The organism is Paenibacillus sp. FSL R10-2782 (assembly GCF_038592985.1).
In the GTDB taxonomy this organism is placed as follows: domain Bacteria; phylum Bacillota; class Bacilli; order Paenibacillales; family Paenibacillaceae; genus Paenibacillus; species Paenibacillus terrae_C.
The window spans coordinates 3137561-3157493 of the sequence record NZ_CP151951.1 but is presented as its reverse complement, the minus strand read 5'-3'; the positions used below and the strand labels follow the sequence as shown (position 1 = coordinate 3157493).

Genomic DNA, 19933 nt, shown 5'->3' with positions numbered 1-19933 from the left:
GGAGGTGCATCCTATGGATAAAATGAAGGTTACTTATGAAGTAATGTTAGGTTTGTCTGCTGAAATGGTTTTGGACGAGGCATTACGTAAACGCCGGAGTGAAAAGCTCTACAAGGATATAGATGAGGCGCTGGCCTCCGGAGATGAAGTAGCTTTTCGTCATCTTACGGATGAGCTGAAAGCGATCAATTGAGCCGTTTCAGGAGATCTGACCTTGGGTACAGACGAATTGTGAATACAAGACCATAATCATCAAGCCTGACCGTAGTAGCGGCCAGGTTTTTTTGAAGATTATAGAATTTATAAATTTTCAGCGGAGCTGAACAATTCTATAATCGCAAGAAAAACTTCCACTAATGGCGGTCTGACCTCCGTGAAAGTACGTAGATAGACGTTTTTCTTATATGCTTTTATATGATATAGTCTTTGTGGGATGAAGCCTGTACGGGGCATCTATCGTATGAACGGAGGATGAGGACGTGTCGTTGTCTTATTTGTGGAGCCGGTCGTTCTTGACGAGCCGGCCTTTTTTGTGGCTGCTGTTCTGGTGTAACCTGGTCGGAACTGTGTATGGGTACATATGGTATGGAAGACAATTGGAATATACGCTAAGCTATCACCCGATATGGCAGATTGTATTTGTACCTGATAGTCCGACGGCCAGCCTGTTTTTTACGATTTCTGTATTATTCCTGCTTTATCCTCCGCGCCTGAAGGGCTTGAAGGTCATTCGCCAGCTGATGGAGGCGTTGGCTGTGGTGACGAGTGTCAAATACGGCATTTGGGCCTCAGCTATTATTTTTTGGGGTGTCGCGCAGGGAGGGCATATGATATGGCAGGATTGGATGCTGGTAGCATCTCATACGGCAATGGCAGTTGAAGCCTTGCTGTTCGTTCGCTTTTTCACCTGCAAATGGGCGGCTCTGTGCGTAGCAGCTTTGTGGACACTGTTAAATGATACGGTCGATTATACATTCGGCATATATCCGTATCTTCCGAGGACGCTAACGGATGATGTACCACAAGTGCGTACTTTTACCTATATGCTGACCCTTTTCAGTATCGCAGCCTCATGGCTTGCCATGTATATGCGTGATCGAATGGCTTCCTCACTTAATAAGGCCAAATTATTGGAATAGTCTAATATTAATTTTATGATTAATTTTTACGAATTGGAGAATTATTGATGGATATCGTTATAAATAAAAAAGAATATAGTTTAAAAAAGGAAATTCGTGATGATCTTAAAATAAGAAAGAGCTTTAACCAATTAGCCAAACAAAGTTTTGATCTGAATTTTGAAGTTTGGCATCAATTAGGATTCTGGGATGAAAAATATATTCCTTATGTACTGTTAGATGGGGATTGCGTGGTGGCTAATGTATCTGTGAGTCTGATGGATTTTAGTTTGTCAGGTGAACAGAAGAAATTTATTCAAATCGGAACCGTAATGACAGATCCTAACTACAGGAATCAAGGGCTGAGTCGCTTTTTGATAGAACGTGTATTACAGGATTGGCATGGGAATTGTGATGCAATGTATCTTTTTGCGAATGATGATGTGAAGGAGTTTTATCCTAAATTTGGTTTTGCTGCTGCACAAGAGTATCAATGTATCCGGAAAGCACCAATTAAAAGCATGGACGTTCCAGTTAAAAAATTGAACATGGAAGCGACGTCAGATTTACAGTTATTGAAAAGAAAATGTTCCTCTTTAAATCCTTATTCATATTTTTCTATGAAAAGCAGTGAAGGGCTAATATTGTTCTATTGCACCTCTTTTTTTAAAGATAAGGTGTTCTATATCCCTCTGTATGACACGATTGTCATTATGGATTTTGAAGAAAATATCATGAATTGTTATGATATTTTTGGAACGGGGGATATTCCTATGGAATTGATTTTATCTGTAGTTATGGAAAAAGAAACGAAGAAAATTGTTTTCGGCTTTACGCCAGAGCCAATGGACGGTTGCGAAATTTCTCTTCTAAATCAAGAAGATACCACACTATTTTATAGATCTGACAATGAAAGTATATGTACAGAAAATAAACTAATGTTTCCTATTTTGTCACGGGCATAACCTGCCCTGGCAGATAGCAGCACGCTAAAGCCAAGTTCTAGTCCCTGTAACCTTGCCATACAGTAAGGTGAGGAGGGATGTCCCATGATTTGGAGTCAGGCGTTTCGTGGTGTGCTGCGTGTCGTTTCGGGAGTTGTATTATCTATGGTCTTGTTGCTTTCCGTTTGTTTCCCTCCGGGCATTGCGGAAGCGCGGGATCAGCCCAAGTCCACCAGTAATGCAAAGGAAATAGAGGAACTGGATCGTGCGGCTGCGATGTTGTACCGGGATGTAATGGATGGGAATATTGAAAAAGCACGCTCCGATGTAGCGGAGGTAAGCCGATGGTTCAGCACGGGTCAGGTACAGGCTGCACTGTCTGTGGAGGCCATTCATGTTTTATCCGGCAGCATTCTTGAGGTACAGCAAGCTACACAATCCGTGCAAGCATCGCCGGATGAATGGGTGAAGGCTGCTGCCAATTTGCGACTTGCGGCAGATGCGATTGCACATCCGCGCCAGCCTTTATGGCAGCAGTATTATAAAATTTTAAAAGAAGATATCAGCGGCTTAAATAGCCAGTTTGCTAAAGGAAATATGAAAGGTTTCGCTGCTGGAGCAACAGTGCTGGAGGATCATTACGAGACGATCCGGACGGCGGCGTTGATCAGCGGTAAAACAACAGAGGTTGTTCGAGCAGATTCATGGATTTCTTACGTTAAAGGATTGGGAAATCAGCAAAATGTGGATGCTTCAGCGATTAGAGGGGCACTAGAGCAGGGAAACCCGACGTTTAATGCCTTGTTTGGACGTGAAAAAGACGCTACCGCGCTGGCTCCATTCATCCCGTACGAAAGTGAGCGCCGGGCAGAACTGGCAATCGGCCTGACGATCCTGCTTACCTTGGTTTATGTGGGTTACCGTAAGTATCGATCCCGTTTCTCCCTTTAAGGCTTAAGTGTTGCCACGATCTTCGCTGTCATTGATCAAACGAATATAAGCTTGACCATTTTGCCCGGAATTCCGGGCTATTCCTCTTTGAAGCCCTCCCCGTGTACATCATGCACATCCTGAATGACGATGAATGCTCGCGGATCAACCGATTTCACAATTTGATGCAAACGCCGTATTTCCTGACGGGACACGACACAGTAAGCAACATGCTTGGTCTGCCTGGAAAATGCGCCCATAGCCGGAATGATAGTAACACCGCGATCCATATCCCGTGTAATGATATTCGCAATATCCATCGTATGGTCACTGATGATCATGAAGGCTCTCGCTGAATAGGCTCCTTCCTGTATAAAGTCAATAATCTTGGAAGCGATAAACACAGCGACTAGCGTATACAGGATTTTTTCCTTGGGTATGTACAGTAGCGATGCGCCGATGATGACGATATCAATCACCAGCAAAATTCTACCCATACTCCAGCCAAACTTCCGGTTCAAAATACGTGCAATAATATCCGACCCGCCGGTGGTACCGCCAAACCGGAATACGATGCCCAATCCTGCCCCGAGGGTAACCCCGGCATATAATGAAGAAAGTATAAAATCGTGCTCAGTCTGAAACGTGCCCATCCACCCGAGGTGAATCATTTTTTCAAACAACCACAGAAAAAAAGTGAGCGCCCCGATACCGACTCCGGTATAAATAATTTGCTTGCCGCCAAGCATTTTCCATCCGATTAAAAATAGAGGAATGTTCAGGAGCAATGTGGAGAGGGATGGAGATATCGAGAAAGCATAGTTCAGCAGGAGGGTGATGCCTGTGATGCCGCCTTCCATCAGCTTGCTGGGTATAATGAAATAAAGCAGGCCGAATGCATAAATAGCAGTGCCGAGCACAATGGGTAAAATGATTTTAAGCTGTTCAATAGACCTGGTTGTTTTCATATAATCCCTCGCAGTAGCAAATTGGAGATGAACGACTTCATATGGATAGATCGTAGATCCTTATGTTTAGTATACCTTTTTACGGTCGCTTTAAAATACTGATGATTGCATGATGTGAGTAAATTCACATTAAAAAATATTTGTTTTCAAATGTGCTTTACGATAACATATGAATAAACCTGCACATTAGAGGGGATTGTGTTTCATGGAAAAATCGCTTGATGAAATTCAACGTGAGGTGGACCAGTATATTTCCCAATTCAAAGAAGGATATTTCAGCCCACTTGCAATGCTGGCCCGGATGTCCGAGGAAGTCGGGGAGCTGGCCAGAGAGGTCAATCATTCCTTTGGCGAGAAACCGAAAAAAACGGATGAGGCCGACAATTCGATTGAGCTGGAGCTGGGAGACATTTTGTTCATCACGGTCTGCTTTGCAAACTCGCTGGGTATTAATTTGGCCGATGCTCATGATAAGGTCATGCATAAATTTAACACACGTGACGCGAATCGTTGGACCAAAAAGGACACCGTTTAGGCGTTTTGTACATATGCTGTACCAAACCGGTTACCCGGAGGTGCAGTGTCATGAAGGCGGAGGAATACGTTCAGAAAGCTTATCAGTGTATTTTACAGAACGATTTTGAGCAGGCCGTGGAATGGTTTGAAAAAGCGATTTCCGCCCAGCCTGATCATGCGGAGCATTATTTCCGCTGTTCGGTCACCTATGCCCGCAGCGGTCGGATAGAGCAGGCGCTTGCTTATGCTGGAGATGCGGTTCGTCTGGCCCCACAGCAGGATGAATATGTGCTGCATTTGCATACATTGGAGGCCAGACAGCAGACGGAGAAAGCCAGAAAGATGCTGGATGTCGATAAAGCTACGCCACAGGTGCGCAGAGATGCAATCCTGCTGCTGGAACGGGCAATTGCCCTTGATCCGCTGTGTGGTGACGCTTTTATGCTGCTTGCATTGGTTTATGCTGAAATGAATGAATATAAGCTGGCTGTGCAGGCTGCTCGTGAGGCGGCCGCTTTGTTTCCTCACAATGAACAGCTTGCCAATCTCATGAAGAAGCTATGCCAGCAAATGAATGAACAGATCTAGCACGAATTGATGCATAAGGAGTTGTAAGATATGCCAGAGCAAATAAAAGTGGCTGTCGTTGGAGCAGCCGGACGTATGGGCCGTGAGGTTATCAAATTGGTTCTCCAGGATGAAGAACTTCGGCTGGTAGCCGCAGTAAACAGAACGCACGCCGGCAGTGATGCCGGCCTTCTCGTCGGCCTTCCGGAAGCAGGCGTTGCACTTGTGGAGGATGTGGAGCAGGCGCTGCTGGATAGTCGTCCGGATGTGATGGTAGATTTTACAGGTCCTCGTTTTGCTTACGCACATACAGCGCTTGCCATCAAGCATGGCGTTCGTCCTGTTATCGGGACAACGGGATTTACACCGGAGCAGATTGATGAACTGGACAAGCAGTGTCGGGAACAGCACATTGGCGGTCTGATTGCGCCTAACTTTTCAATAGGAGTTATTTTGATGATGCGGTTTGCGGCTCAAGCAGCCAAATACTTTCCTCATTTGGAGATTATCGAATATCATGGCGACCAGAAATTGGACGCGCCATCGGGAACGGCAATTAAGACCGCAGAACTGATTGCTGAGCAGCGTCAGGAGCTGCGTCAAGGGAACCCGGAGGAGGAAGAAACGCTCGAAGGATCACGCGGCGGCTACTACCAAGGGTTTCGTATCCACAGTGTCCGTCTTCCCGGTGTATTTGCACAGCAGGAAGTTATTTTCGGAGGATTTGGACAATCGCTCAAAATTCGTCAGGACTCCTACGAACGGGCAGGCTATATGCCCGGCGTCAAAATCGGTATTCAAAAGGTAATGGAGCAGCCCGGACTTGTATACGGTTTTGAGCATTACATTGATTAAGAATAACGTGAATGAATGGACGAACGGTGATTATAGAATGAGGCAGGGGGAATTTCGAATGTTCAAGATTGCATTTATAGCGCATGACCGCAAAAAAGATGAAATGGTTAACTTTATAACCGCGTATGAGCATGTTTTTACAGGACATCAATTGTATTCAACTGGCACGACAGGACTGCGCATTATGGAACAAACGAAGCTTCAAATTCACCGTTACATGTCAGGACCGCTCGGAGGTGACCAGCAGATCGGGGCCATGGTCGCGCAAAATGATATGGATCTGATCATATTCCTGCGTGATCCGTTAATGGCACAGCCGCATGAGCCGGATATTAGTGCGTTGCTGCGTTTGTGTGACGTACAGGGTATTCCTTTGGCAACCAATGTTGCGACAGCTGAAATATTGGTCAAGGCGCTGGACCGGGGCGACTTTGCTTGGCGTGAGCTGGTACATAAATATAAACCGGGCATTGATCAGCAGGATGATATAAAATGACACTGGACATCTTGATTTTTGGAGCTCATGCTGATGATGCTGAAATTGGTATGGGAGGCACGATTGCCAAGCATACATCTGCTGGTTTAAGGGTGGGCGTATGTGATTTGACGCGTGCGGAAATGTCATCCAATGGCGATGTAGATACCCGCATGACAGAAGCGGAGGACGCTGCAAAAGTGCTAGGCCTTGCTGTGCGAACGAATCTGGGACTGCCTGATCGCGGTTTGTACGTGACACCTGAGAATGTAGCCGCAGTGACCGAGGAAATTCGGCGTCATGCGCCGAAAATCGTATTTGCTCCCTACTGGGAGGATCGACACCCGGATCATGTCATGTGCAGCAAGCTGGTAGAAGAAGCGGTGTTTAACGCCAAGTTACGTCGATTTATGCCGGAACAGCCTGCGGTACTGGTGGAGCAGTTATATTTTTATTTCATTAATGATATTGGCAGGTCGGATCTGATTGTAGACATTACGGAGCATGTTGAAGCCAAGGAGCAGGCATTGCTAAGCTATGCTTCCCAATTCCAGGCTGCACCTGGTAAAGACACGGTATCCACGCCATTAAACCAGGGGTATGTCGAGCGTGTAAAAGCCCGGGATTCGTTGTTAGGTCAGCGTAAGCTGATTTCGTATGCAGAGGGCTTTGCGTCCAAAACGCCTCATCTGGTTAAGCTATTCACATAAGGGATTATAAAAATCCTGACACATAAACGATAAACAGAATCCGTTCGTGTAGCGGTTATAAATACACACTGTATTTGGTGTTAACCAACATTGAAAAGTCATCACCGATGGACGGAAGGGGGCAGCTTAACTTGAATGACAAATTGAAAATTGGAATTACCTGCTATCCGTCATTAGGCGGTTCTGGTGTAGTGGCTACAGAGTTGGGCAAGTTGCTTGCCGAAAAAGGGCATGAGGTCCATTTTATTGCCAACAGCATTCCGTTCAGATTAGGCGGGGAATTCCAGAAAAATATTTTTTATCATGAGGTCGAGGTTAACGACTATTACGTGTTCAGATATCCGCCTTATGATCTGTCGCTGGCGACCAAAATGGCTCAGGTCGCACAAATGAAAAATTTGGATGTACTCCATGTTCACTATGCTGTACCACATGCGGTATGTGCTTATTTGGCAAAGGAAATGGTGGGCGACCATCTCAAAGTAGTAACCACGCTTCACGGCACAGACATTACGGTGTTGGCGCAGGATGAATCGTTGAAGGATTTAATCCGACTGGCGATCAACAAAAGTGACGCGGTAACAGCGGTTTCCAAGGATTTGATTCGGGAGACGATAGATGCGCTGGAGATTACACGCCCGATTGATTTGACCTACAATTTTGTGGATAAACGAGTATATTATCCGCGGGATGCAGCTGCGCTGCGGAGAGATTTTGCCCAGCCGAATGAAAAAATAATGATGCACATTTCAAACTTCCGTCCGGTCAAAAGAGTGGGGGACGTGCTGGATATATTTGAAAGAGTGCAACGAAAAGTATCTGCAAAGCTGCTGTTAGTTGGGGAAGGACCGGACCTTCCGAAAATCCGCTGCAAAATCGAAAGCTTAGGCTTGCAGGATAAGGTGTTCTTTTTGGGCAAGCAGGATCAGATCGCTGAAGTGATTTCCATGGCGGATGTGCTGCTGCTTCCATCGGAAAAGGAAAGCTTTGGACTGGTTGCTCTGGAAGCGATGGCTTGTGGAGTACCAACGATTGGCTCCGAGGCAGGAGGCGTGCCTGAATTGGTTGTTCACGGGAGTACAGGCTATCTTGCTGAAATCGGCAATACCGAGAGGATGGCGGAATATGCGGTGCAGCTATTATCGGATGAAGCGATGGCAGAGCGTTTTCGTGAAGCCTGTCTGGTGCGGGCTCGTACCGTATTCTGTGATAAGCTGATTACCCGACAATATGAGGAAATATATTACCGTGTGTTGGGACGCGAGGTGCCGGATCTTAAACCGATTAGCGTTTAAGAAGGCGGACTCGCGTCCGTTTTTTTAAATAAGTCATTTGTATCAAAGTCTTTTGAATACTTTATAAGTAAAGGGGGAAACCCTGTGAAAATAAACACTTGGCAATATGCTGATCCGGATATGGCTTTTCATGGTAAGGAAGTCGTACATACACTAACTAAAGCTGGCTACGAGGCTTACTGGGTCGGCGGTTGTGTGCGGGATGAACTATTAGGCCGCGTTATTCATGATATGGATATGACCACATCGGCTGAACCTGAGCAGGTCATAGCATTGTTCCCTCATGTCATTCCGACTGGGATTCAGCATGGGACAGTTACGGTGATGCAGGGTGGGCATCCGTTCGAAGTGACTACCTTTAGAACAGAAAGCGGTTATACCGATCACCGTCGACCGACAGAAGTCGCTTTTGTGAAGGATATCCGCGAAGATCTGATGCGGCGGGATTTCACGATGAACGCAATTGCAATGGATGAACATGGGGAAAGGGTGGACCCGTTCGGAGGGGAAGCCGATTTACGCGCCGCTCTTGTTCGTTGTGTGGGACGAGCCGAGGAACGTTTCGAAGAGGACGGGCTGCGAATGCTGCGTTGCATTCGTTTTGCCTCTGTATTCCGGTTCCGTATAGCCTACAACACATGGAAAGGCATGATCCGTCGTAAAGAAGGACTTCGTTACATTGCGATGGAACGTGTGCGGGCTGAGCTGGAAAAGATGCTGGTAGGACCGGACCCGTTGCGTGGACTGGAAATACTGGGTCGCAGCGGCTTGCTCGCGTGTACGAAGGTTCCGGTTCCCATGGAACAATGTGAAGCACAGGCGCTCAGCGGGATGGTACAACTGCCGGAAGAGCTGCGATGGGGTTTGCTGCTGCTGTCTTGCAGATTGACCTCAGAGGCAGCGGACGAGCTGTTAAGAGCATGGACTTTCTCCAACGCTGTACGTTTGCGGTTGGTACATCTGTTAGAATGGGAGCGTGAGCTAACGGACAGTGCTGTTGGGATAGCAGACAGTTCCACTTCAGTGAAAGATGAAGGAATCAACGATGAGGTGCTACGCCGTAGTTGGATTCGACTGTTAATTAAATGGGGACGGGATACCTCGTCAGACTGGCTTGAGCTTTACAAGACACTGCCTGCTTCGTTCCGCGAATTACCGTCACAGGCAGAAAAGCATGTAGCGAGAATGGCTGAACTGGCAGAGGCGTGGACGAAGCAAACCGCAGTCGTTCGTATCAAAGATTTAAATATTACAGGAAATGAACTGGTTCAGGCGATGGATCGACCGGGGGGGCCTTGGCTGGGTCAGACGATGGAACGACTTTTGCTGGTTACCGCCTGCGGAGATATTCCTAATGTAACAGAAGCATTGCTTCAAGAAGCGAAACGGGTGATGAGTAGTGAATAATCATGAAAGACTATTAGGCATACTGGAGGAAGGTTTATCTGATTATGTATCGGGAGAGGAAATCAGCCGTCGCCTCTCGGTCAGCCGTACAGCCGTATGGAAGCAGATCAACAAGCTGCGTGAACTGGGCTACAACATTGAAGCTTCCTCGCGTAAGGGTTATCGGATTGTGTCCCGACCCGATCGGCTGGAGGTCTCCAAACTGGCATATATGCTAAATACCCAATCGTTTGGACAACGTATAGTTGTGCTGGACTCGACGGTCTCTACCCAGCAGGATGCTATGCGTCTGGCAGAAGAGGGCGCGCCTCAGGGGACAGTAGTTCTGGCGGAGGAGCAGACAGCGGGGCGGGGGCGCTTGGGCCGAAAGTGGTTTTCACCTCGGGGCAAAGGCGTCTGGATGAGCATTGTGTTGCGTCCGAACCAGCCTTTGGGCTTTACTCCTCAGTTGACACTGCTTACAGGTGTAGCGGTATGTAGAGCCATTCGTCGGTTGACGGGTGTGGAAGTGGGCATCAAATGGCCGAACGATCTGCTTGTTCATGGTCGCAAAGTGTGCGGTATTCTGCTGGAATCTTCAACAGAGGATCAGCGGGTTCGCTATTGCATTGCAGGTATCGGCATTGATGTAAATTTAAATACAGAGGATTACCCGGAAGAACTGTCACAAGTGGGGACGTCCCTGAGAATAGAGGCTGGTCGAGCAATCGACCGTACTGCACTAATTGCCGCGGTGTTGGAAGAAATGGAGCAGCTATGTGCGCTGTATGCGGATCAGGGCTTTCAGCCTGTTGCGATGCTGTGGGAGGTGCTATCCGTAACGATGAATCGCTTCGTGCGGGCACATACGGGACAAGGAAAAGCGGTGGAAGGTACAGCCGTCGGTTTGGACCCTTCGGGAGCGCTGGTGGTTGAAACGGAGCAGGGAGAGCGAATACAGGTCGTTTCCGGTGATGTACAATTACAGGGGTAGTCTTAGCAGAGCATAGCGACTGTAATTGTTCTTTTTTCTATGTAAAACTTCACGTGAAAAAGCTGATGTTTTTTGTTATACTGTGCAGGAGGCGGCATCGGACGGTCCGAGCTGCACTCCGGGGCACATGCTCCACTATTGCAAGCAAGTTAGACCATCATAACTTCATTTGAAGGTTACGTTGGATTCTGCTCTGAGCCGAACAGGACCGAGACAGAAGGGACGATCTCAAAATGAGTGTCTTTTTTGGCTGTTCGGACCTTTTGATGACGCAAGTGTACAGGCGTTCATAAAAGGTTATTTTTTGTGCCAAAAAAAGATGGAAGGGAGCCATGTACCATGGCAGGAAAACAAGCACTGAATATTGTGAAAATGAAAAAAATGAAGCGGGAGGGCATTCCGCTTAGTATGCTGACTGCCTACGATTATCCATCAGCGAAAATAGCCGAGGAGGCTGGAATTGACATGATACTCGTGGGCGACTCGCTGGGCAATGTCGTTCTCGGCTATGATTCAACCATTCCCGTAACACTGGATGATATCGTATATCATTCCCGAGCGGTAGCGAGAGGCGCGGAGCATACGTTTATTATAGCTGACATGCCGTTTATGACATATCACGGCAGCGTATCTGAAAGCCTCCAGGGCATCCGTCGTCTGATGCAGGAAGGACATGCGCATGCTGTCAAATTGGAGGGCGGTGCAGAAATTGCCGACGTCGTAAAAGCGACTGTTCAGGCAGGTGTACCTGTACTGGGGCATATCGGTCTTACACCGCAGTCAGTCAACCAGCTTGGCGGCTACCGCATTCAAGGCAAGGACGAAGCGGACGCACGGCGGCTGCTGGCAGACGCCAAGGCGCTGGAGCAGGCGGGAGCCTTTGGCATCGTGCTTGAGCTGGTGACTGAGGAGGTGGCAACGGCTATTTCCAAAGAACTATCCATTCCAACCATTGGAATTGGAGCAGGACGCGGATGTGACGGTCAGGTGCTTGTTTATCACGATCTGATTCAATATGCATCGCCTTATTACAGCAAACGTTTTGTCAAAACCTATGCCGATGTCGGCGGTTTGATTCGCAGTAGCATCGAGCAGTATGTGAGCGATGTGAAGGGGCGAGCCTTCCCGGCTGAAGAGCATGTGTTTAGCGCCGACGACAGCGTTGTAGAGGCGCTCTACGGCCACAAGAAAGGTCATGCAAAGGCACAGGTACAGAAACAAGATAAACAAGAGGAACAGGCTAAGGAAAAGGTGGAATCCCGGTCATGATGATCGTAAGAGAAGTGGCTCAGCTTCGACAGGCAATTGCTGAACGTCGGCAGCTTGGTGCAAACGGAGAAAAAGCGGAATACGGTTTTGCTGCTACGCAACAACATACAGTCGGCTTTGTGCCGACGATGGGGTATTTGCATGAAGGCCATGCGAGTTTAATGCATAAGGCGCGTGAAATGGCAGATACGGTGGTACTCAGCATTTTTGTCAACCCGATTCAATTCGGGCCTAACGAGGATCTCGACAGCTACCCCCGTGATGAAGCGCGTGATTTGGAGGTGGCTCGGCGTGAAGGCGTGGATATCGTATTTTTGCCAACTGTAGCGGAAATGTATCCGCAGCCAACCCGTACGAAAATTCGCGTATCCTCTTTGACGGATCGGTTATGTGGCGCTTCACGTCCAGGGCATTTTGACGGTGTGACCACTGTAGTTGCCAAGCTTTTTAATATGGTAGGTCCTGATCTGGCCTTCTTCGGCATGAAGGACGCTCAGCAGGTAGCAGTGCTCCAGCAAATGGTAACCGACCTCAATATGAATGTCACTATCGTTCCTTGTCCTATCGTCAGGGAGGCCGATGGTTTGGCCCTTAGCTCGCGTAATGTGTATCTGAGCGCGGAACAGCGGGAGCAGGCATTGGTGCTGTCACAGTCACTGCGCAAGGTGCGTGAAGTGAGCGAAGATGTTGCTCAGAACACGTTTACGATCGTTCAGTTATACCAAATGGTGGAGTCCACCATTACTTCTTCACCATTGGCGGACATTGACTACATTGAAATCTTAACCTTTCCCGGTCTGGAGCCCCTTCTTCCCGAGCAGCGGCTAAGCGATGTTGAAGAAGACATCATTGTAGCGCTGGCTGTAAAGTTTGGGAACACCCGACTGATTGACAATATAAGAATACAGAAGGCGGAGGTGCTCTCCCATGTTTAGAACAATGATGAAATCCAAAATTCACCGGGCGACGGTTACCGAAGCCAACCTCAACTATGTGGGTAGTATTACCATTGATGAGGATTTGATGGAGACTTCCGATCTGCTAGAGAATGAAAAGGTACAAATTGTGAACAATAACAACGGAGCCCGGCTGGAAACTTACGTTATTCCCGGACCGCGTGGTAGCGGCGTAATTTGTCTCAACGGCGCAGCAGCGCGTCTGGTGCAGCCCGGGGATACAGTCATTATAATTTCCTACGCTTCCATGTCGAATGAAGAGGCCAAAACATACAAACCGACCGTGGTATTCGTCGATGAACATAATAAACCGGCCCAAACGGCGAATAAGGAAGTACACGCTACGATCATGTAATGAATGGGAGTACGGATGAAACCCGTCCTTTAAGCGAAAAATGTGAGTGTAATAATCCATCTTTCGTAAGGGCGGGATGCACATGTTCAAGCATGTATTCGCAGAAATGAACAGCATGTTAGATGATATCGTGAAGCATTACCCATCAGCCCAGGGCTCCCGCAGGCAGGAGTTGCTACAGTACTGGAATTTGCTGCGGAGAATGAGTGACGGAATTATGGATGAATGGCTTGCCTTTGAGGAAAAAATGGTTCGCCTGCGGGCTGCTGGTTTTTCCGCAGAGTCCGGTATGTCTGACACGGAGCTATCTGAAAAGGCACTGCCTGAAAAGGAGCTGCCTGCCTTTACTCGGGGTCAAGGGTATTACCGACTGCTCATGTATCCTGAGGCCATCCGTCAGTTTGAACAGGTACTACAGCATTTTCCGAACAGCTGGCAGAGCCGTATGTATATGGGGATGGCGTATTTTCAACTGGAGGATACAGCGGAGGCTGTGAGCCATTTTCAGAAGGTGCTGCACCTGACAGAGCAGTCCCGACTGAAAGCGGTCATCTATAATGCGTTGGGCTGTCTTATGGCCAAGCAGGCTGATGTGGAGGAGGCGCAAAAATGTTTTGCTCTCGCTCATCAGTTCGATCCTGCGTTGCCCGAGCCGTTGCACAATATGGAAGCTTGTTTGTCGGATGCCGAAATGCTTCGGTACGACAGCTCCATAATGACCTGGCTGTAGTTGTCAGACACCGATTGAGACGATGCATATCCACCTTCCCAGGCGGTGTGTGTATCGTCTTTTTTGGCTGTCTTAATTTCCAAACAGGCGATCTTCTGCTATGCTATTATATAAAGTTATTATTTTTGTATGTGTCAAAAGAAAGGATTAAGCCCGAATGAAATTTGCGGTATTGGATTTTGAAACGACAGGCACCCAGTCCGCGGATGACATCATTCAAGTCGGACTTGCAATTATAGAGCATGATAACAGCATTTCCCGTGTTTACGGTTCTTATGTGAACCCTGGCAGATCCATTCCGCCTTTTATTACCGGATTGACCGGGATTACAGACGATGACGTCAAGGATGCTCCTGCCCTCGAAGAGATGATGATGGAGCTTGTACCTATGCTGGACGATGTCGTGCTGGTCGGCCATAATGTGGCGTTTGATTTTAATTTTTTGCAAAACGCTTTGGATCGGTGCGGGTACTTGCCGTTTACCGGCAGAATTTTGGATACGATGGATTTTCTGAAAATCATGTTTCCATCGCTATCTTCCTATCAGCTGGGTTTTGTTTCTTCTGAGTTTGGGCTGGCGCATGACCGACCCCATCAAGCGGACAGCGACGCGTTGGCTACGGCTGAGGTGTTTTTAAAATGTCTGGATGAGCTTCACGCGCTGCCTTTGATTACGATACAGCGGCTCAGTGATTTGTTCGCAGAGGAAGACAGTGACCTCGGATGGTTTTTGGACGGGGTGCGTGAAGACAAAGAGCATGATCCTATTCAGGATTTGGAGGGTCATCAGTTTTTACGTCAGCTTGCACTGAAGGTGGAGGATTGGACGGAGCTAAATGCCCCTCGCAGAGAGGACGACCCCAATCCGCTGGCAGGTGTTTCCTTTGAGGAATACATGGATGATGTCCGAGACAATTTACGTTCATCTTTGAGCCAATATGAGGAACGCGAGGCGCAGACGCAAATGATTGCGGGTGTGAATCAGGCGCTGAGTGAGGACAAGCACCTGTTGATCGAGGCGGGTACGGGGACAGGCAAGTCCCTCGGTTATTTGCTCCCTTCGCTGTACCATAGTGTGAAAAATGGACAGCGAGTCATGGTAAGTACGCATACGATCAACCTACAGGAGCAATTACGTGAGCGTGATATTCCGATGCTGACCAAGGTGATCCCGTTCCCGTTCCGGGCTGCCATTTTTAAGGGCCGAGGACATTATTTGTGTCTTCGTAAGTTTGAACATAAAATAAACAGAAGAGACTTCGCAACGCCGAAGGAAGATTTAATTACAGCGGCCCAGATGATCGTCTGGCTGACGTTGACCGAAACTGGCGATGATGAAGAACTGAATCTAAGCAATCGTGGTGGAGATTTTTGGGAAACGGTGGCCAGTGATTCCGAGTCTTGTCTTGGTCGTTCTTGTCCATGGTTCCGCAAATGTTTTTATCATCGTGCGCGCCATGAGGCGGGAATAGCCGATGTGGTCATTACGAATCATTCCAAGCTGTTCACGGACGTAAAAGCGAGTCATCAGCTGTTGCCGAGTTATGAGCATCTGGTCATTGATGAAGCGCATCATCTGGAGGAAGTCGCTGGTAAGCACCTGGGCATGCATATGAAATATTTCACACTCTTGCATACGCTGACCCGGTTGTTCAAGGACAGCAAGAACGGACAATTGCCTTCGCTGCGTCAGCAGTTGGCAAAGTCGGGGCATGAGAAATCGACGGATTGGGCTGCTACCATTGACCAACTGTATCCGCTCGTGCTGGAGGTCAAGGAGACTTGGGATCTGCTGAGCGACAAGCTGTTTGGCATGCTGCCGGAGCGAAGTGATGCGACACCGGGCGAAACAGGGCAGTTTTCTTCCCGTCTCAAGCCGTCGGCCAAGCCTGCCAAGTGGGATCAGGCTGCTGCGCTGGAAAATCAGATTTATGTAACGTTGAGCGAAATTTTGCGCAAGGGCGACAAGCTGGTGCTCGACGTGAAAGAAGAACATGACGATTATGCGGCTGACAGCCTCATTACAGATATTACGGGGCTGCTTAAGGATTTGGCAGGCATTAGGGAAAGCTTGCGTTTTTTTATGCGTCTGGATGATGAGACGACCGTATATTGGCTCGAAGCGAGCGGGCAATTCCGCAGCAAGTCGCTACAATTTTATGCGGTGCCCGTCGATGTGAGCCGCCAGCTGAAAGAAATGTTTTTTGACAAAAAAAGGAGCATTATTCTGACGTCTGCTACCTTGTCAGTGGATAAGTCGTTTCAGTACATGACCGATCAGCTCGGCTTGCAGGAGGCCGCAGATCAAGGGCGGCTGATGACTACGCAGCTTCCGTCACCCTTCAATTACAGGGATCAGGTGCTGCTAGTCATTCCAAGGGATTTTCCGAGCGTGAAGGGCAGTGTAGGAGACGAGCATTTTGTAGATATGCTCGTCAGCTCGCTAGGTGCGACTGCCCAAGCGACGCAGGGGAGAATGCTCGTTCTCTTTACCTCCTACCGCATGCTCCGGCAGGTGTATGAGCCGCTTAAGGAGGCGTTGGCATCCAGCGACATCACCGTGCTGGGGCAGGGCGTAGACAGTGGGAGCCGCAGCAAGCTGACCCGACGTTTTCAGGAAGCCAAAGCTTCTGTGTTGCTGGGAACCAGCAGCTTCTGGGAAGGCGTCGATATTCCGGGCAAGGCGCTGACGTGTCTGGCCATTGTCCGCTTGCCGTTCCAACCGCCGAATCACCCGCTGCTGGAGGCTAAAAGTGAGCTGCTCCAGCAGCAGAAGAAAAATCCTTTTATGAAGCTGTCTGTTCCGCAGGCCGTCATTCGTTTCAAACAGGGATTTGGACGTTTGGTACGTACGGCGAGCGATCACGGGGTCGTTATCGTTTACGATACACGTGTGATCGAATCCTATTACGGAAAGCACTTTTTGTACTCGTTACCGGGACCAAAAATGGAGCATATGCCGACGGAGCAAATGGTGCCCCGCATCGCCGAGTGGCTCCAATCCGCCCCGGAGACAGAGGCATAACGGACGGACATCTATACATGTCCGTTACAATTAGGGGGAGCATGTATGAAATCAGATAAAATTTCAGAGGCTGTCGTACGGAGGTTACCCGTATATTTACGTTATCTGAATGCACTGCACAAAAGGGAGGTGGCTACGGTCTCTTCCCAGGAGTTGGGACAAAGACTGGATTTAAATCCGGCTCAAATTCGTAAGGATCTCGCGTATTTTGGAGATTTTGGCCGTAAGGGTATCGGCTATGATGTTACTTATCTTATCGAGAAAATACGCCATATCCTGAAAATCGACCAGCAAATTAATGTGGTATTGGTCGGAGCAGGTAATCTGGGGCAAGCCCTTTCGAATTATAATGCTTATTTAAAAGACAATATGAAAATTGTAGCGGTATTTGATGCTGTCCCAGAAAAGGTCGGAACCAAGATCAATACGCTGGTCGTGCAGCCAATGGATGAACTCGAAGCGACCGTGAAGGAACAAAACATTCGGATCGGGATTATTACCGTACCGGATTTTGAAGCGCAGCACGTGGCTGACAGGCTCATAGATAGCGGGATTGGAGCGATATTGAACTTTGCACCGACTACGCTCAAGGCACCAGCAAATATTCGAATACATGCCACAGATTTTACAACAGATTTGTTAAGCCTCGCTTATTATTTGGAGGACGGAAAGGAAGATACGCAACATGACAGCGAATAAATGGATGATTAAAAATGGCTCTTTTGCCGTGAACAGACCGGAAGCCGGGGTAATCTACGGCTATATGATCGTGGAGGACAGTCGCATTACCTATATTGGCGAGACTTTGCCAGCGGGTGAGGAAGAGACGGAAGCGATTGATGGTAACGGACTGTTGTTTTTACCTGGTCTGATTAATACACATGGTCATGCGGCGATGTCTCTGCTGCGTGGGTATGGGGATGATCTGGCTCTTCAAGTATGGCTTCAGGAAAAAATGTGGCCGATGGAAGCCAAGTTTACGTCTACGGATGTGTACTGGGGTACGTCCTTGTCCGTGCTGGAAATGCTGAAAGGCGGAACAACGACCTTTTTGGACATGTATGATCATATGGACGAGGTGGCTCGTGTAGCTGAAGAGTCCGGCATCCGTGCGAGCCTGATGCGTGGAGCGATTGGACTATGTTCGGAGGAAGAGCAGCGGATCAAGCTGGCTGAGGCTGTGAATTTTGCACGTAATTGGCATGGGAAAGCAGACGGTCGCATTACGACTATGATGTCTCCGCATGCGCCGTATACGTGTCCGCCTGAGTTTATCGAAAAATTCGTACAGGCTGCGCATGATCTGGACTTACCGTTGCATACGCATATGTCGGAAACCATTGCCGAGGTAGAGCAAAACGTACGCGACTACGGCTTGCGTCCGGTTGCGCATTTGGATAAGCTCGGCTTTTTCTCCCGTCCATCGCTTGTTGCCCATGCTGTTCATCTGAATGACGAAGAAATAGCTTTGCTGGCTGAACGTGGTGTAGCGGTTTCGCATAATCCGGGCAGCAACTTGAAGCTGGCGAGCGGTGTGGCAAGAGTGCCTGATCTGCTCCGTGCAGGCGTTACTGTCTCTCTGGGAACAGACGGCCCTGCCAGTAACAATAACCTGGACATGTTTGAGGAAATGCGGCTGGCTGCACTCATTCACAAGGGAGTATCTGGCGACCCAACCGCAGTTCCTGCGGGTGAGGCGTTGCGTCTGGCAACGGAGTACGGAGCGAAGTCGGTTGGCTTGAATGAGGTAGGGGCGTTGGCAGCAGGCAACAAAGCTGACTTTATCGCGCTCGATCTCAATCAGGCTCATTTCTTGCCGCGTACGGATCTCATTTCCCATGCGGTATACTCTGCAAGCGCCAAAGACGTGGCCCATGTATGGGTAAACGGTCGTCAGATTGTGAAAAACGGTGAGTGCCTGACTATGGATGAGGAACGTATCAAGCATGAGGCACAAGCCGCCTTTGAAGGGCTGCTGTCGCGCTAATTCAGGTGTCACATCCCCTAAGAGAGGAAGCACAGGTTTGAAAAATAAGAAAAAATGGATAGCGGTCGGGATTCTGGGCGTTATACTGATTCTGGTCAGCATTTTCTGGTATTATTCCTACGTTACTCAAGACCAGGTGATTGAGAGGAATGCTGCTATCGTAAAGGCCAAGCAATCAGGTGGTCTGGTTAGCACAACGCAGACGTGGAAGTCGGTGTGGGATCGGGTATATTGGGTAGTTCAAGGGAAAAATGCTCAGAACGAAAATATTATGGTGTGGGTCCCTTTTCAAAAAGTGGAGGGCCAACCGAATGTGCCTGTCGCAGATAATAGCAGTGTTCATACCGAGCTACTGAAAAACGGAGTCGACGAGCAAAAAATGACGGCGATGATCCAGCAGCAGCTTCCGGGTATAGATATTGTAAGGCTTGAGCCGAGTGTGTTTAATGGTCAATATGTGTGGCAGTTGTTTTATGATGACGGCAGCCATCATTATTATACCTTTTATCGCTTCTCGGATGGGGGATCGGCGGGGGTAAAGTATACTTTGCCTAATTACTAGAGTGCTGTGGGGAGTGGATGATGGTGGTTTGGGAGCTTTAGGAGCGCTGCGTGGCCATTTGATCTTCCGATCGCTATCGCTTCTTCAGATTCAAATGGCCCACTCCGCTGGCTGACCACCGTGGAGTCACTTCAAACACCACTCTTTTCATGAGAGCTGGGGGAAGAGGGCACGGACGCCGTGCTGCGCTTGTCTCCGTTTTGGGTTTTACATGCTAAAAAGACGTAAATACGATAAAATTCGTATTTACGTCTTTTTAGCATGTACCCCTTGCGAAGCTTGGCTAAAAGC

Annotated in this window: 21 protein-coding genes; 20 read left to right on the top strand and 1 reads right to left on the bottom strand. The window is 48.4% G+C overall.

Translation table 11 applies throughout. The features are described 5' to 3' along the window. The first annotated feature begins 13 nt into the window (after positions 1 to 13). The 4 genes from NST83_RS14155 to NST83_RS14140 all read left to right on the top strand — a co-directional run bounded on the left by NST83_RS14155 (position 14) and on the right by NST83_RS14140 (position 3013). The gene (locus NST83_RS14155) at positions 14 to 193 is read left to right on the top strand and encodes an IDEAL domain-containing protein (protein ID WP_014282074.1); all 180 of its coding nucleotides are present in this window, start codon (positions 14 to 16) and stop codon (positions 191 to 193) included. A 286-nt stretch (positions 194 to 479) separates the two neighbouring features. Then, positions 480 to 1139, top strand: coding sequence for a DUF1405 domain-containing protein (locus NST83_RS14150; RefSeq protein ID WP_342414673.1), 660 nt, complete (start codon positions 480 to 482; stop codon positions 1137 to 1139). 47 nt (positions 1140 to 1186) lie between these two features. Beyond that, positions 1187 to 2083 carry a GNAT family N-acetyltransferase gene (locus NST83_RS14145; protein WP_342414672.1) on the top strand — a complete coding sequence of 299 codons (897 nt, stop codon included), beginning with the start codon at positions 1187 to 1189 and terminating at the stop codon, positions 2081 to 2083. 84 nt (positions 2084 to 2167) lie between these two features. Continuing rightward, a complete protein-coding gene (locus NST83_RS14140; protein WP_342414671.1) occupies positions 2168 to 3013 on the top strand; it encodes a sporulation protein YpjB in 846 nt (281 codons plus the stop codon). A 77-nt stretch (positions 3014 to 3090) separates the two neighbouring features. On the opposite strand, the gene NST83_RS14135 is transcribed toward NST83_RS14140, so the two are convergent. After that, on the bottom strand, positions 3091 to 3960 hold the full coding sequence (locus NST83_RS14135; RefSeq protein WP_342414670.1) for a YitT family protein: 870 nt from the start codon (positions 3958 to 3960) through the stop codon (positions 3091 to 3093). Positions 3961 to 4165: 205 nt separating this feature from the next. Between NST83_RS14135 and NST83_RS14130 the strand changes: the two genes are divergently transcribed. The 16 genes from NST83_RS14130 (at position 4166) to NST83_RS14055 (ending at position 19642) form a co-directional block, all read left to right on the top strand. Beyond that, complete coding sequence (locus NST83_RS14130; RefSeq protein ID WP_137063443.1) at positions 4166 to 4495, top strand: nucleotide pyrophosphohydrolase; 330 nt, start codon at positions 4166 to 4168, stop codon at positions 4493 to 4495. Positions 4496 to 4545: 50 nt separating this feature from the next. Next, positions 4546 to 5064 carry a tetratricopeptide repeat protein gene (locus NST83_RS14125; RefSeq protein WP_025685879.1) on the top strand — a complete coding sequence of 173 codons (519 nt, stop codon included), beginning with the start codon at positions 4546 to 4548 and terminating at the stop codon, positions 5062 to 5064. Positions 5065 to 5094: 30 nt separating this feature from the next. Then, a complete protein-coding gene (dapB, locus tag NST83_RS14120; RefSeq protein WP_137063441.1) occupies positions 5095 to 5898 on the top strand; it encodes a 4-hydroxy-tetrahydrodipicolinate reductase in 804 nt (267 codons plus the stop codon). A 58-nt stretch (positions 5899 to 5956) separates the two neighbouring features. Beyond that, positions 5957 to 6394, top strand: a complete 438-nt coding sequence (mgsA, locus tag NST83_RS14115; RefSeq protein ID WP_137063440.1) for a methylglyoxal synthase — start codon at positions 5957 to 5959, stop codon at positions 6392 to 6394. Further along, positions 6391 to 7083, top strand: a complete 693-nt coding sequence (bshB1, locus tag NST83_RS14110) for a bacillithiol biosynthesis deacetylase BshB1 (protein ID WP_342414669.1) — start codon at positions 6391 to 6393, stop codon at positions 7081 to 7083. The genes mgsA and bshB1 overlap by 4 nt, the downstream gene beginning before the upstream one ends. A 131-nt stretch (positions 7084 to 7214) precedes the next feature. Continuing rightward, positions 7215 to 8378, top strand: coding sequence for an N-acetyl-alpha-D-glucosaminyl L-malate synthase BshA (gene bshA / locus NST83_RS14105; RefSeq protein WP_137063438.1), 1164 nt, complete (start codon positions 7215 to 7217; stop codon positions 8376 to 8378). A gap of 84 nt (positions 8379 to 8462) precedes the next feature. Next, positions 8463 to 9785, top strand: a complete 1323-nt coding sequence (locus tag NST83_RS14100) for a CCA tRNA nucleotidyltransferase (protein WP_342414668.1) — start codon at positions 8463 to 8465, stop codon at positions 9783 to 9785. Further along, a complete protein-coding gene (locus NST83_RS14095) occupies positions 9778 to 10758 on the top strand; it encodes a biotin--[acetyl-CoA-carboxylase] ligase (RefSeq protein ID WP_342414667.1) in 981 nt (326 codons plus the stop codon). The genes NST83_RS14100 and NST83_RS14095 overlap by 8 nt, the downstream gene beginning before the upstream one ends. Before the next feature lie 339 nt (positions 10759 to 11097). After that, positions 11098 to 12027, top strand: coding sequence for a 3-methyl-2-oxobutanoate hydroxymethyltransferase (gene panB, locus NST83_RS14090; RefSeq protein WP_342414666.1), 930 nt, complete (start codon positions 11098 to 11100; stop codon positions 12025 to 12027). After that, positions 12024 to 12962: a pantoate--beta-alanine ligase gene (gene panC / locus NST83_RS14085; protein WP_342414665.1), complete on the top strand. Its 939-nt coding sequence runs from the start codon at positions 12024 to 12026 to the stop codon at positions 12960 to 12962. The genes panB and panC overlap by 4 nt, the downstream gene beginning before the upstream one ends. Beyond that, positions 12955 to 13338: an aspartate 1-decarboxylase gene (gene panD, locus NST83_RS14080; RefSeq protein WP_007430795.1), complete on the top strand. Its 384-nt coding sequence runs from the start codon at positions 12955 to 12957 to the stop codon at positions 13336 to 13338. Before panC ends, panD begins: the two co-directional genes overlap by 8 nt. An 82-nt stretch (positions 13339 to 13420) precedes the next feature. Then, positions 13421 to 14068, top strand: a complete 648-nt coding sequence (locus tag NST83_RS14075; protein WP_342414664.1) for a tetratricopeptide repeat protein — start codon at positions 13421 to 13423, stop codon at positions 14066 to 14068. 157 nt (positions 14069 to 14225) lie between these two features. After that, positions 14226 to 17093 carry an ATP-dependent DNA helicase DinG gene (gene dinG, locus NST83_RS14070; protein ID WP_342414663.1) on the top strand — a complete coding sequence of 956 codons (2868 nt, stop codon included), beginning with the start codon at positions 14226 to 14228 and terminating at the stop codon, positions 17091 to 17093. A 45-nt stretch (positions 17094 to 17138) separates the two neighbouring features. Continuing rightward, positions 17139 to 17792: a redox-sensing transcriptional repressor Rex gene (locus NST83_RS14065; protein WP_137063432.1), complete on the top strand. Its 654-nt coding sequence runs from the start codon at positions 17139 to 17141 to the stop codon at positions 17790 to 17792. Further along, positions 17779 to 19080, top strand: a complete 1302-nt coding sequence (locus tag NST83_RS14060) for an amidohydrolase (RefSeq protein WP_342414662.1) — start codon at positions 17779 to 17781, stop codon at positions 19078 to 19080. The genes NST83_RS14065 and NST83_RS14060 overlap by 14 nt, the downstream gene beginning before the upstream one ends. A gap of 37 nt (positions 19081 to 19117) precedes the next feature. Next, entirely contained in the window at positions 19118 to 19642 is a 525-nt protein-coding gene (locus NST83_RS14055) for a DUF5590 domain-containing protein (RefSeq protein WP_137063430.1), read from the top strand. The last annotated feature ends 291 nt before the right edge of the window (positions 19643 to 19933 follow it).